Source organism: Nocardioides sp. NPDC006303, from assembly GCF_040613175.1.
Classification (GTDB): Bacteria; Actinomycetota; Actinomycetes; order Propionibacteriales; family Nocardioidaceae; genus Nocardioides.
In genome coordinates this window covers 96,750-109,873 of record NZ_JBEXRR010000009.1, presented here as the reverse complement: position 1 = coordinate 109,873, position 13,124 = coordinate 96,750, and the positions used below count along the sequence as shown (strand labels likewise).

Genomic DNA, 13,124 nt, shown 5'->3' with positions numbered 1-13,124 from the left:
ATCGCCTGGCAAGAAAGTTCGCGGGAACTCGTTGTGACGCGCGCCACGTTGGGTCACGATGTGCAGCATGCAAGGACTGATCCAGGACGCACCGCTGACCATCGACACGATCATCCGGCGCGCCGAGCGCGTCTTCCCGACGCGGGAGATCGTCACCAAGACCGCCACAGGTCTGGAGCACAACACTTTCAAGGACCTGGCCGTGGAGGTACGCAAGCAGGCCAGCGTCCTCGACCGGCTCGGCATCTCCGCGGACGGCCGGGTGGCGAGCTTCGCGTGGAACACCCTGCGCCACCTCGCGCTCTACTACTCCGTCCCCTGCACCGGCCGGGTGCTGCACACGGGCAACATCCGCTATTTCCCCGAGCAGCTCGTCTACACCTTCAACCATGCCGAGGACGAGGCCGTCTTCGTGGACCGGTCGCTGCTCGGTCTGCTGGCTCCGCTTCTCCCCCAGCTGACCACGCTCAAGCACGTCGTCGTGATGGATGACGGGGCGCCGACCCCGCTCCCCGACGACCCCCGGGTCGTCTCCTACGAGGAGCTGATGGCCGACGCCGAGGAGGCGGTGATCGAGGGCCGGGTCACCGACGAGCGCACCGCTGCCGGGATCTGCTACACCTCCGGCACCACCGGCAACCCGAAGGGCGTCGTCTACACACATCGCTCGCAGTACCTGCACGCGCTGGCCTCCCTGGCCGGCACCCTCTTCGGCACCAACGACCGTGACCGCGTGCTTCCGGTGGTGCCCTTCTTCCACGCCAACGGCTGGGGCTTCGCCCACTCCTCGCTGCTGGCCGGCGCCAACCTGATCCTGCCCGGCCCCGACCTCTCGCCCGCCGGCATCATCAAGCTCCTCGAGGCCGAGAAGGTGACGATCGCGGCCGGCGTACCGACGATCTGGATGGGTATGGTCCCGCTGCTCAAGGACGCCGACCTCTCCTCGCTGCGCGTGGTCATCTGCGGCGGGTCCGCGGTGCCGAAGTCGCTCTCCGAGGCCTGGCGCGAGGCGATCGGTCTGCCGATCACCCAGGCGTGGGGCATGACCGAGATGTCGCCGCTCGGCAGCGTGTACAACGAGCGCGCCGAGATCACCGACCTCTCCGAGGAGGAGAAGGCCGACTACCGTACGTCCCCTGGCATCCCGGCCGTCGGCGTCGAGCTCCGCATCGTGGAGCCTGGGACCACCGACGAGCTTCCCTGGGACGGCGAGACGACCGGCGAGCTCGAGTGCCGCGGCCCGTGGATCGCCTCGGGCTACTACAAGGTCGACGCACCGACGTCGTTCTCGCCCGACGGCTGGCTGCGCACCGGTGACATCGCCGCGATCGACCCGCTGGGCTACGTACGCATCGTCGACCGCACCAAGGACCTGGTGAAGTCGGGTGGCGAGTGGATCTCGACCGTCGCGATCGAGAACCTCATCATGGGCCACCCGAGCATCGCCGAGGCGGCCGTCGTGGCGGTGCCGCACCCGAAGTGGGGCGAGCGGCCGCTGGCCTTCGCGGTGGTCAAGGACGGCGAGTCGGTCACCAAGGAGGAGCTGCTCGGCTACCTCGCCGACAACCTGGGCAAGTGGCAGGTGCCCGACGACGTGGTCTTCATCGACGAGGTGCCCAAGACCTCGGTCGGGAAGTTCTCCAAGAAGACCCTGCGCGAGGAGTACGCCGACTACAAGCTGCCCACGGCGTAGCCGGAGCGGTCAGCCCAGCTGCGCGAGGATCGAGGCGGACTCGACCCTCGCGCAGCGGGCGTCCTCGTCCTTGCCGAGGGCGGCGCGGGCGTCGGCCAGGTGGCCGAGCGCGTCGGCCAGGCCGGGCAGGTCACCGGCGGCACGGAGCTTGGTCACTGCCTCCTCGAAGTGACCGGCCGCCTCGTCGACGGAGCCGAGCTGCTGGTGGATCCAGCCGATGGTGGCGATGACGTTGCCCTCGCTGCGGTAGCCGGGCGCCACCCGGCGCAGGTCCGCGAGCGCCTGCTCGCAGTGGCGGAGCCCGGCCTCGTACGCACCGTCGAGGGCCTCGTAGAGACCCAGCCGCCCGGTCGTCCAGGCCGCCCGGATCGGGTCGCCCGCGCGAGCGAAGACCTCCGCCGACCGAGCAGCGTACGCAGCGGCCCCGGCATGGTCGCCGGAGGCCGTGGCCACGGTGGCCAGCCGGTGCAGGGTCTTTCCCTCGCCCACCAGGTCGGTGGACTCCATCGCCAGGTCGAGGGCCCGGCCGAGGTGCTCGAGAGCGTCCTCGACGCGTCCCAGCCGTCCGCAGGCCGCCCCGGCGGCGCGGTGCATGACTCCGAGTCCGGCAGGGTCGCCGCCCTGAGAGACGCTGCGGCGCACGCCCGGGAGCGCGGCCTCGGCCAGCGCGGCCAGCTCGATCCAGCGTCCCTGGAGGTCGAGCAGGCGCTCGAGGGCACCGACGAGCAGCACGATCCGGTCGGGTGCGAGTCCCCGGGCGACGGCGACGTCGATCACCCGGGAGATCACCGGCACCTGGGTGCCGATCCAGGCCAGCGCCTCGACGCTGTCGCCGACGACCTCGGGGCTGACCCCGTCGCGCATCGGCTCCAGCGCATCGAGGTGTCGCTGGTGCGGGTCGTAGGCGCTGTGCACGGCCCGAGCGCTGAAGACGTAGTGGTCGATCATCCGCAGCTCGGCCGCCTCGCGGACCTCAGCGGGCTCGCCGGTGGCGAGGTCGGCGGCGTACTCCCGGAGCAGGTCGTGCAGCACGAACCGTCCCGGCGCGACCTCGGTCAGCAGGTTGGCCTCGGTGAGCTCGTCGAGCAGGCGGCGGGCCCGCACGCGGGAGATCCCGGCCAGGCTGGCCGCGGCCAGGACGGTCAGCGTCGGCCCGGGATGCAGGCCGATCAGCCGGAACAGCTCGGCCGCGGCGTCGGACAGGTGCTGGACCGACCACGAGAAGGTCGCCCGGAGGTCACCCCGCCCGCCGCCGAACCCGTCCAGGCGGGACTCGCCGAGCTCCTCGGCCAGGTCGGCGAGGGAGTAGGCCGGCCGGATCGCCGCCCGGGCGGCCACGACCGACAGTGTCAGCGGCAACGAGGCACAGAGCTCGATGATCCGCTCCACCGCCTCGGGCTCGGCCAGGAGACGGTCCTCACCCAGCCGCCCGGCCAGCAGCTCATAGGCCTCGGCGTCATCGAGCAGGCCCAGCTCCATCGGACTCGCACCGGCCTCCGCGACGAGCCCAGAGAGCCTGTTTCGGCTGGTCACCAGGGTCACGCACCCCGGGCTGCCGGGGATCAGGCTGCGTACCTGCTCGCTGTCGCGGGCGTTGTCGAGCACGAGCAGCACCCGCTTGCCGGCGAGCTTGCTGCGTAACAGCCCCGCCCGGCCGTCGATGTCCTGGGGCTGGCGGGATCGCTCCACCCCGAACGCCTCGAGCAACACCCCGAGCGCGTCCAACGGGTCGAGCGCGTCGCACGGGTCGAAGCCGCGCAGGTTCACGAACACCTGGCCGTCCGGAAAGCTGGGAGCGGTCCGGTGTGCCCAGTAGAGCGCCAGCGTCGTCTTGCCGATCCCCGCCGTGCCCGCGATCGCCGAGATGACCACCGCGCGTCCGCTCTCGTCGACGCTTGCCGTCGCCACCAGCTCGTCGAGCATCGTCAGATGGTCCTCGCGACCGGCGAATGCGGCGACGACCGGCGGCAGCTGGCGCGGCACGATCTCGACGTACGTCCGCGCCGGCGCGGGCTCGGGATCGTCGCCCTCTATGATCCGCAGCTGCAGGTCGCGTACGTCCTTGGACGGCTCGACCCCGAGCTCGTCGCGGAGCACACGGAAGAGACGCTGGTAGGCGTCCAGGGCCTCGGCCGTGCGGCCGGAATGCCACAGCGCCGTCATCAGCAGCAGCCACAGGCCCTCCCGGAGCGGGTTGGCCCGGACGACCGGCCCCAGGTCTGCCACGACCGCGGCCTGCCGGCCGAGCGCCAGGTCAGCGGCGGCCCGGGACTCGACGGCGACGAGCCGCAGCTCCTCGAGCCGAGCGGCCTCGGTCGCGATCATGGGCGACTCGCCGACCGAGCCGTACGCGCCCCCGGACCACAGCCCCAGGGCAGCGTCGAGGAGCATGCTGGCCCGCTCGTGGTCTCCGGTCTCGGCCGAGGCACGGCCCTGCTCGAGCAGGTCCTCGAAGCGGGCCTGGTCGATGTCTGCGCCGACCAGCGCGTAGCCGTTCGCCCGGCTCTGCAGGTGGCGGCGGTCCTCGCCGAGCGCCCGGCGCAGGTCACGGACCCGCTGGTGAAGCAGGTTCACCCCCGTTGCCGGGGGTGAACCTCTCCACAGCTCGTCGACCAGGAGGTCCGAGGAGACCGGCGCTCCGCGCGCGGCCGCGAGCAGGGCGAGCAGAGTCCGCCGCGTACGCGACAGCTTCTGCACCGTGCCGTCGTCACACACCAGCTCGACGGCACCTAGGACCCGGACCCGCACCACACCTCCTGTTGACCACGCAGCATTACGTCCGAGAAGACACATCGTCTCATCACCACAGAGATGGTGACGCGTAATGCCGCCAGAAGGTTGCTTGGAGGTTGGTGCTGATTCCAGATTTAAAGGTTCTGACTTACGGAACTCGCCACAGGCCGCTCTCGCCGCCCTTGTCGATCTGGAAGCCGACCTGCTTGATGTTGACCCCGACCGGGACGACGAACGGCACCAGGGCCGTCCGCTGGTCACGCGGCTGCAGACCGAACGGGTTCGGGAACACCTCGCCGCCGTCGACGCTCACCGTGCTGGGCAGGCTCTTGTACTTCTTGCCCGAGGCATCGATGACCGTCGTGCCGTTGGCCGGGGTGTCGTTGAAGACCCTCGACCCGGCGTTGACGACCTGGATCTCGACGGCCATCACCCGCGACCCCGGCGGGGTCTCGGTGCCGTCTGTGAAGGATGTCTCGAAGACGTCCTGCACGATCACCCTCAACAGGATTCCGGGTGCTTCGCCCTTGATGGTTCCCTCAGTCGTCAACCCGAGCTGCTGGTTCTGCTCGATCCTCTCGGTGCTGTCGACGGTGATCACCTTCTTCTCCATCGCGGGGTTCTCGCCATGGTTGTTGCTGTAGAACCCGTAGTCGATGGAACTGTCCGAACCGCAGCCAACCCCGGCCGCCGCGACGGCTCCCCCGAGGATCAGCATGGCCACACGACGCACACGCACTCCTTATGAAATTTGTTGCACTGGAAAGGAAATTGTTCCCCCTGATTTACCATGGCAACATGCCGGAGTCCAAGCATTCGGCCTAGGGTCTAAAGTCCCAATCCGTGCTGCAACTCTTCGCAGTCATCTCCACAGCACGAGGTAGTAGACGAGCACCGGAATCACGGGCGCCACGAGAAACCAGGGCGTGACCAGCGGAAGCTTGTTGATCAGGCGTACGCCCGCCACCGCCCCCGCTCCCAGCAGCACCGAGATCACGAAAAGACCCTCGCGCGCGCCACCTTTGTCGGCGCCGGTCGCGCCGAGCGCGGCCATCGCCAGGGAGTGCAGCATCACGACGGAGCAGAGCAGCGAGGACGCGACGTACCTCTTGACCTGCTCGATATGCACGAGCGGACCCTACTCCGTCGCCATGGCCGGACGCTCGACGAGAGCGGCCAGCTTGGCCGGCGCCTGGATGCAGTAGGAGTCGGTCAGGAGCTCGGCGACCTCGTCCCAGTCGGTGTCGTCGTCGAGGATCATCCCGACCACGTTGCCACCCCAGCCTGCCTTGAAATACGGGTGGCCGAGGTGCTCGAAGGCCACCACCTCGTCCGGCTCGCCCCGGAACACGATCCGGAAGAGCTGGTCCTCGCCACCGAAGACGTGCGCGACCGTCGCCTGGCCGACCCGCCAGCGCACCCCCACCCAGGCGTCGTCCTCGAGGCACTTCGGGAACGCGCCGAGGATCTCCCTCAGCCGCACCACCATCGCCTCGGGGACCTCAGGACGCTCAGCCATGCTTCCGATCCTGCCAGGCACCACCGACACCGTTAATTGCTATACATGTTTATGATAAACATGTACGGTTTCCTCCATGAAGAAGCAGACGATCGGATACGTCGTGTGGCGCCTCGCCATGCGTCTGCGGGTGTCGATGGACAGAGCGCTCGCGCCCCTGGGGCTCACCCACGCGCAGTACTCGCTCATCGCCTCCCTCCACGGGCTCAGCGCCTCGGAGGCTCCGACCCAGAAGCAGCTGGCCGACCTCACCGGCCTCGAACCGATGTACGTCTCCAAGCTCGCCCGGCAGCTCGAGACCAGGGGCTGGATCGAGCGCGTCCGCGACACCAGGGACACCCGAGCCGTACGCCTCGTCATCACGCCCGAGGGCACCGAGGTGACCCGCGAGGCGATCGCGGTGACCGGTCGGCTGCTCGACCAGCTCACCGCACCGCTCGGCGGCCGCAACAGCCGTCGTGCCGCCGAGGCGCAAGCAGCGCTCGAGGCGATGCTCGCCGCCCCCATCGACACCGACCCCACACCTGGAGACCGATCATGACCGTTGCCACTCCTCCTCTCACCGGCGCCAACCTGGGCGTCGCCTACTTCGCCGTGCGCAAGAACCTCCTCAACGTTCTCGACGACTACGACCTGACCTTCGAGCAGTCGCTCCTGCTCAACTACCTGCGCCAGGGCGATGCCACGCGTACCGATCTGGTCGCGTCGACGGCCGACAACATCAAGGTCTCCGCGGCCGAGGTCGAGTCCCATCTCGACGCCGCGATCGCCCGCGGCCTGATCGCCGACGGCCTCACCCTGACCGAGGAGGGTGACCGTCTCCAGCAGCAGGTCACCGAGCGCACCCAGCCGCTGACCAGGACGTTCTTCTCCGACATCCCGGCCGAAGACCTGGTCGTGACCGCGCGCGTTCTGGCCACCCTCACCGAACGGGCCAACGCCGCTCTGGCCACCTCCTAGGATCAGGCCATGGCACAGGAGAAGTACGACGTAGTGGTAGCCGGCGGCGGACACAACGGCCTCACCGCCGCGGCCTATCTCAGCCGGGAGGGCCTCTCGGTCCTGGTGCTCGAGCGGCTCGACCACGTCGGGGGTGCGGCGATCTCGGCCCAGGCGTTCGAGGGCTTCCCGACCCGGCTCTCGCGCTACTCGTACCTGGTCTCGCTGCTCCCCGAGCAGATCCGCACCGACCTCGGGCTCGACATCGAGCTCGCGTCGCGGCAGACCGCGTCGTACTCCCCCTACCTCGACGGCCCGCGGGCCACCGGCCTCCTCGTAGAGACGCCCGAGGGCGAGGCCACCGCGGCCAGCTTCCGCGCGGTTACCGGGGCAGACGAGGAGTACGCCGCGTGGCAGTCCTTCTACGACGAGGTCTCCGACCTCGCCCGGGTCGTCGCACCCACCCTCACCTCCCCGCTTCCCACGAGTGCCGCGATCCGTTCGGAGGTGGGTGCGCCGATCTGGCGCGACATCGTCGAGCGGCCGCTCGGGGAGGCGATCGAGCGCCGCTTCGCCAACGACCTGGTCCGCGGCGTGGTCGCTACCGACGCCCTGATCGGCACCTTCGCCGGCCTGGGCGAGGCGAGCCTGATCCAGAACCGCTGCTTTCTCTACCACCTGATCGGCAACGGGACCGGCGAGTGGCGGGTCCCGATCGGCGGCATGGGCGCGGTCACCGGGGCGATCGCCAAGGCGGCGTACGCAGGTGGCGCGCAGGTCCTCACCGGCGCGACCGTCACCTCGGTCCGCGGCGGTGCCGCCGGCGAGGGTGCCGAGGTCACCTGGACCGACGCCTCCGGATCCCACACCGTGGCCGCCGACTACGTGCTCTCCGGACTGGCTCCGTACGTCCTAGACGGCCTCCTCGGCCGCACCCCTTCCCCCTCGGCCAAGCCGGTGGGTGCACAGCTCAAGATCAACATGCTCCTCGAGCGCCTCCCCCGGCTGCGCTCCGGCGAGGACCCGAAGGTCGCCTTCGCCGGCACCCTCCACCTCGGCGAGTCCTACTCCGAGCTCGAAAAGGCGTACGCCGAGGCCGCCGCAGGCTCGGTCCCGACCGAGATGCCGGGCGAGGTCTACTGCCACTCGCTGACCGACCCCTCCATCCTCGGCTCTGTTCCAGCGGGCACCCAGACCCTCACCTACTTCGGCCTGCACGCTCCCGCGACCCTCTTCGAGGACCCGGCCACGCGTGAGGAGCGCAAGGCCCAGGCGGTCGAGCGCGCCATCGCCTCCCTCGACCGTCACCTGCTCGACCCGATCTCCTCCGTCGTCGCGCGGACCATGGATGGCCAGCCGTGCATCGAGGCCAAGATCCCTCAGGAGATCGAGGCAGACCTGGCCATGCCCGGCGGCCACATCTTCCACGGCGACCTCGCCTGGCCCTGGGCCCCCGACGACGCCGACCTGACCACTCCCGCCGCCCGCTGGGGCGTCGCCACAGACGTCGGCAGCATCCTGCTCTGCGGCTCCGGCGCCCGCCGCGGCGGTGCCGTCTCCGGCCTCGGCGGCCACAACGCCGCCCAAGCCGTCCTGGAGCTCCGCTGACCACGCCGTCGATCCAGCACAGCCTCGATTTGGGGCGAATCCGAGCCCGCTGCTAATGTTCTTCTCGTCGCAGAGCGCGCAAGCAGCTCGAAGGACATGCGCCATTAGCTCAATTGGTAGAGCAGCTGACTCTTAATCAGCGGGTTGTAGGTTCAAGTCCTACATGGCGTACATCGAACTCGGCCCCGGACCTGGTCAATCAGGTCAGGGGCCGATTCCTGTTTTGCGGTCGAAAGTCGCCACAATGTTGCGGAGCAGAACTCCCTGCGCCGGGCTTCCAGGATCGCCCTGTTGAGCGCGCTGCGGTGACGGCATCGCCGAAACCCGGCTCAGTCGTCGAGTCTCACTGTCCCGAACTTGTCGGGAAGGTCCTGCGGGGTGACCCCCGGCGCGAGGTACAGGACGTAGGCCGCGATCGGAGAAGCCACCGCGACGTCCGGATCGAGGCCGGGGGTCCGGTTCAGCATGATCGGGCGTGCGTACGACCCACAGCGCAGGGTTCCGTCTCCGAGTTCGTTCCCGCTGCTGACCTCTTCGGTTGTTGTCGCCTCCGTGTAGGTGACGCCACCGAAGTCCACCGTCTTCAGGCACGAATCGGGTGCCTGGCGCTGATGCCAGACGACCAGCGCTACGGCAACCACACCCAACATGACCAGTCCGCTCACCCATCGCCGCACGGGGCGAGGGTAGCGGGCAACGTTAGGCATCCGCTGCCGATCCCTGTCAACCGTCACGTCACCAGCATCGGCACATCCGCTGGTCCCATTGAGCCACGCCCGGCGACGTAGCTCCGCGCGTATCGGGAAGCGTCGGCCCCCGCTCAACCGGTCCGGGGTGAGGACGAATGCGGGGATGAGTGCGCCACGATCCCCTACGAACAACCCTGAACAACCAGACCCCCAAGACGGGCCGCTGAGCGCACAGCCGAATGTCAGCTGTGTAGTCCTGATCTATCAGCGATTTGTGGGTCCAAGTCTTACATGGCGTGCAGGAGATCGGCCCCTGACCTGGGACAACGGGTTTGGGGTTGCTTTCACTTCAGGGCCAAGTACAGCAGCGCGAACAGAGTCGCGGACACAGTGAATGCCATCCACGATCTCCTCAGAACCGCCATCCGCCGCGCGCCGCGCGGGCTAGCGTGCAGCCGTGATCCAGCGCTTCCTCGTCCGCTTCGCCAAGCCTCGGTGGCTCATCCCCGTCGGCCTCGGATTCGCCGTGTTCGGCATCATCGAAGACAGCGGGTGGTGGGCGCTCACCCTTGCCGCGACGTTCTTCCTGCCCCTCGCCCTCGCTACTTGGGTTCAAGACCGCGATCACAAGCTCGAGGAGCAACGCAAGAAGAAGTACGAGACTCCAGAGCCTGACCACCACGATTGATCCGACCGGACTCATCGCACCTCCGGCCACCGCCCCGTCTCTCGGGTTTGCGCGACACCACCTGGCATTAAGAGCGCTGTCGCGTCGCTAGGCGATGACCTACGGATACGAGCCGACTGCTGGATTCGAACGTACGTTCGATACGATGAGGTGTGTCGGCCAACCCTCCCAAGAACGACGCCTGGCCCGAGCCCAGGCACTGGCTGCACGTCTGGGTGCATCGCCAACGTCGGAACTATCCCCCACCCATGCCCGGCCTCGTCCTCAAGTGGGAGCTGCACAAGGGCAGATGGCGTGCCTGGGTGATCTGGGTCGACACCACGTATTCCGTGCCGGAGATCCGTCATGCGTGGCTGCCCGTCGGCGAGATCCGGCCGGCGAAGAGCGACATCAACGTGTGGAACGACCGATATAGGCGCTGAACGCTCTGGCGGTCAGGTCACCGACCAGTTCGCCATGCTGAAAGGATGCGCCAACTGAGCGCGGGGCGACTTCGGCCAGCACACGGCACATCGGATTTATCAGCGGGTTCTAGGTTCAAGTCCTACATGGCGCACATCTAAACCGGCTCTTTGCTACCTGCCCGGACACACAATTGGGCGCTGGATCTGCCGACGAGGCGTCCTTCGACCGGCCCGGCGTCAGTCGGTGATTGTTCGGGCGAGGCGGAAGCCCAGGTCATCGAAGGCAGCCTGAGGATTGGTCTTGCGACGGACGCCGACCCGGCAGCTCCAATGTGGGTCGCTCCAACCACCCCCTCGGATGATGCGGTACGCCCCGTATACCTCCGCGTCATAGAGGTCCCAGCACCATTCCCACACCCCACCCAGGGTGTCGAATAGCCCCCAGGCGTTGGGCACCTTCTTCGCAACCGGGTGCAGGGAGCCCTGGGAATTGTCCGCGTACCAAGCGATGTCGTCCAGGTTGCCATAGCGAGGGCCGGTTGAGTCTGCCCGGCAGACGACCTGCCATTCCGCATCCGTGGGTAGCCGATACCCGTTCGCCTCTCGGTCCCACGTCACGCACCAGTCGTCGGGGGCCGGCTCGTCGTGCGGAGCCCAGGTGCTGTTTCCCCGGGCAGGCGGATCGACCGTCGTGATGGTGTAGGTCGGCGTGAATCCGTCCCTCAGGGACATCTCGTTGCAAAAGGAGACCGCTTGGCGCCAGCTGACATCGACCTTTGGGAAGTCTGCCTGACGAGGCGCGGTCACCGTGTCGAACACGGCGTTCCACTGCCGGACGGTGATGACCGTTGTAGCGATCTCGATCGGATCGACTTCGACCGTCCAAGTCCGCCCAGTCCGGCGGTCCACCATGACCTCGGCGACAGGTCCCCCAGAAGGCAGTCGAACCATGTCAATCAGCACACGCGCATCCTCCCGTACGGCGTCGAATGGTGACATCAGAGGGCTTCACCGCGTTGAGTCATTCCGGCTCCCTCCTGTAGTCAACCGGTGGTCTCGAGTTGCCTCCGCCCACCGACCGCCCCCGACCGGAGACTGTGGCCAAGAGCCCGCTGGGACCGCCTAGTGGTCGCTGTACTCGTTGTCGTGCTGTACCTAGCCAGCCTTCTCATCGGCTCCCTTGTGCTCACGCTCGGCTCGCAACCGCCGCGCACCAGCTAGCTGACTTGCCTGCACGCAACTCACAGCGCGCCGACAGCGCGGAGGACGAACTCCTCGATCCGGTCGGCAGGGAGGTTGCGGGTGCCGAGGACGGCGTGGACGAGGGCGAGGGTGGCGTCGACGTCGGTGATGGTGAAGATGCCCTGCTCGGCGCCCTGCTCGAGGATCTCGGCGAGGACCTGCTCGACGGCGACGACGTGCTCGCGGATCTCTTGGCGAGCCTCCTCGGGGAGCCCGCCGTAGACCTGGGGGCCGAAGCCCATGTGGAACTTCTCGCCGAGGGTGAGGTGGTTGCGTACGTAGATCCGCAGCCGTTCGGCTGGCTGCTCGCTCGCGGCGAGCTGAGCCTGGAGGGACGCGACGTACTCCGAGGTCTCGTGGGTCGCGAACGCGACCATCACCGCGTCGCGGTCCTTGAAGTGGTGGTAGATCGCGGTGCGTCCGATCTCCGCGCGCTGAGCCAGCTTCGACATGCTGATGGCGTCGTAGCTGCCCTCGGCCATCAGCTCCGCGAACGCCGCGAAGATCCGTTCGCGCACCAGTCTGCGGTGCTCGGGAACGTTCTCGGCGGCGATACGGGGCACGAGGACGAACCCTAGTTCACCTGCGATAGGTGTCGAGGTGAGCGCTGAGCTCCTCGAAGAGGGCCTGGTTGAGGCCGAAGGCGACCTGAACCTCCTCGACGATGCGGATCTTCTCCGCGGGGTCGAGGGGCAGCGCGTCGAGGCGGGCGCGGTAGCCGTCCTTGTAGGGCTTCGGCTTGGGGATCTCGGCGAACTCGTAGAACGCCACTCCCTCGCCGTCGAGCTCGAAGAACCGGTCGAGCAGACGGCCGATCGCCTGGCCACCGGAGAGGTCGCCGAGGTAGCGGGTGTAGTGGTGGGCGGCGTAGAGACCGCCCCAGGCACGGGTGGCCTCGATCCGAGTGACGTACGCATCGGCGGCATCCGACTCCACAGCGCCGCCGTCGACACCGGGCGCCCACACGGCCAGGTCGGCATCGATCGCGGCCAGGCGCTCCAGGGCGACGTCGTGGACGGCTTCGGCGACGGCATCCGTGGCGGCCAGGTCGCGGCCGACCGTCTCGAGCGCGACATAGACCTTGCGCAGGCGCAGCAGATAGTCGGCGTACCCCTGCTCGTTGACCCGGCCGGCCAGCAGCTCCTCCATGAAGGAGGAGCTCTCGGCTGCGGTGTGCTGGGTCCGGGACCCCTCCCGCATCAGCGCGGAGAGTGGAGCGTCGGGCATCTCGTCGGCGAGGAGGGCGGACATGTGTGCTCCAGTCAGGGTCGGGCGGCAGCGATCGGCTGTCCGGCAAAGATACTGACACACTGTCAGAAAGTCGGCAAGGCTTTAGTTAGGTCACCCTAACAAACCACCCGAAGGCGGTGAGCAATCGCGCAACGGACCGGTTGTGGAGATGCCTACATAACATTGTTCACGAATCCGGGAGCGCAACGCGTTGACCACAACTTGCCCAGGCATCTCAGACGTCCGAGTTTCGATCACGACGAAGATCCACAAGGGGTCCGATCAGGTGCTCGAGGACGAGGTGTTGCCGCGAAAGTTACGGCCGATTTCGCGGGTCATCCGGGCCCTGCGTACGCCTATGCACCCGCGATCCGACGTG

At 68.0% G+C, this 13,124-nt stretch carries 14 protein-coding genes and 1 tRNA gene; 7 read left to right on the top strand and 8 right to left on the bottom strand.

Going from position 1 to position 13,124, the window contains the following annotated elements:
- Positions 1-67 precede the first annotated feature (67 nt).
- Complete coding sequence (locus tag ABZY89_RS09965) at positions 68-1,693, top strand: long-chain fatty acid--CoA ligase (RefSeq protein ID WP_355226737.1); 1,626 nt, start codon at positions 68-70, stop codon at positions 1,691-1,693.
- 9 nt (positions 1,694-1,702) lie between these two features.
- Here ABZY89_RS09965 and ABZY89_RS09960 read toward each other — a convergent pair whose 3' ends face one another.
- The 4 genes from ABZY89_RS09960 to ABZY89_RS09945 form a co-directional block, all read right to left on the bottom strand.
- Positions 1,703-4,441 (bottom strand): BTAD domain-containing putative transcriptional regulator, encoded by a 2,739-nt coding sequence (locus ABZY89_RS09960; RefSeq protein ID WP_355226736.1) that lies wholly within the window; start codon positions 4,439-4,441, stop codon positions 1,703-1,705.
- A gap of 133 nt (positions 4,442-4,574) precedes the next feature.
- The gene (locus ABZY89_RS09955; protein ID WP_355226735.1) at positions 4,575-5,159 is read right to left on the bottom strand and encodes a hypothetical protein; all 585 of its coding nucleotides are present in this window, start codon (positions 5,157-5,159) and stop codon (positions 4,575-4,577) included.
- Between the two features lie 129 nt (positions 5,160-5,288).
- Complete coding sequence (locus ABZY89_RS09950; RefSeq protein ID WP_355226733.1) at positions 5,289-5,555, bottom strand: transcriptional regulator; 267 nt, start codon at positions 5,553-5,555, stop codon at positions 5,289-5,291.
- A 9-nt stretch (positions 5,556-5,564) separates the two neighbouring features.
- Positions 5,565-5,945 carry an MmcQ/YjbR family DNA-binding protein gene (locus tag ABZY89_RS09945; RefSeq protein WP_355226732.1) on the bottom strand — a complete coding sequence of 127 codons (381 nt, stop codon included), beginning with the start codon at positions 5,943-5,945 and terminating at the stop codon, positions 5,565-5,567.
- A gap of 76 nt (positions 5,946-6,021) precedes the next feature.
- Between ABZY89_RS09945 and ABZY89_RS09940 the strand changes: the two genes are divergently transcribed.
- From ABZY89_RS09940 to ABZY89_RS09925, 4 genes are all read left to right on the top strand, one after another.
- A complete protein-coding gene (locus tag ABZY89_RS09940; RefSeq protein ID WP_355226731.1) occupies positions 6,022-6,486 on the top strand; it encodes a MarR family transcriptional regulator in 465 nt (154 codons plus the stop codon).
- Entirely contained in the window at positions 6,483-6,905 is a 423-nt protein-coding gene (locus ABZY89_RS09935) for a hypothetical protein (protein ID WP_355226730.1), read from the top strand. Before ABZY89_RS09940 ends, ABZY89_RS09935 begins: the two co-directional genes overlap by 4 nt.
- 9 nt (positions 6,906-6,914) lie before the next feature.
- Positions 6,915-8,492, top strand: coding sequence for an NAD(P)/FAD-dependent oxidoreductase (locus ABZY89_RS09930; RefSeq protein ID WP_355226729.1), 1,578 nt, complete (start codon positions 6,915-6,917; stop codon positions 8,490-8,492).
- A 98-nt stretch (positions 8,493-8,590) separates the two neighbouring features.
- Positions 8,591-8,663, top strand: a tRNA-Lys gene (locus tag ABZY89_RS09925).
- A 158-nt stretch (positions 8,664-8,821) separates the two neighbouring features.
- Here the strand turns inward: ABZY89_RS09925 and ABZY89_RS09920 are convergent.
- Complete coding sequence (locus ABZY89_RS09920) at positions 8,822-9,169, bottom strand: hypothetical protein (protein WP_355226727.1); 348 nt, start codon at positions 9,167-9,169, stop codon at positions 8,822-8,824.
- Positions 9,170-9,638: 469 nt separating this feature from the next.
- On the opposite strand from ABZY89_RS09920, the gene ABZY89_RS09915 reads away from it, so the two are divergent.
- Entirely contained in the window at positions 9,639-9,869 is a 231-nt protein-coding gene (locus ABZY89_RS09915) for a hypothetical protein (RefSeq protein ID WP_355226725.1), read from the top strand.
- A 248-nt stretch (positions 9,870-10,117) separates the two neighbouring features.
- The gene (locus tag ABZY89_RS09910; protein ID WP_355226724.1) at positions 10,118-10,291 is read left to right on the top strand and encodes a hypothetical protein; all 174 of its coding nucleotides are present in this window, start codon (positions 10,118-10,120) and stop codon (positions 10,289-10,291) included.
- A gap of 219 nt (positions 10,292-10,510) precedes the next feature.
- On the opposite strand, the gene ABZY89_RS09905 is transcribed toward ABZY89_RS09910, so the two are convergent.
- The 3 genes from ABZY89_RS09905 to ABZY89_RS09895 form a co-directional block, all read right to left on the bottom strand.
- Positions 10,511-11,236, bottom strand: a complete 726-nt coding sequence (locus ABZY89_RS09905) for an SUMF1/EgtB/PvdO family nonheme iron enzyme (RefSeq protein WP_355226722.1) — start codon at positions 11,234-11,236, stop codon at positions 10,511-10,513.
- A gap of 278 nt (positions 11,237-11,514) precedes the next feature.
- Positions 11,515-12,078, bottom strand: a complete 564-nt coding sequence (locus ABZY89_RS09900) for a TetR/AcrR family transcriptional regulator (RefSeq protein ID WP_355226721.1) — start codon at positions 12,076-12,078, stop codon at positions 11,515-11,517.
- 16 nt (positions 12,079-12,094) lie between these two features.
- Positions 12,095-12,766 (bottom strand): biliverdin-producing heme oxygenase, encoded by a 672-nt coding sequence (locus tag ABZY89_RS09895; protein ID WP_355226719.1) that lies wholly within the window; start codon positions 12,764-12,766, stop codon positions 12,095-12,097.
- Between the last annotated feature and the right edge of the window lie 358 nt (positions 12,767-13,124).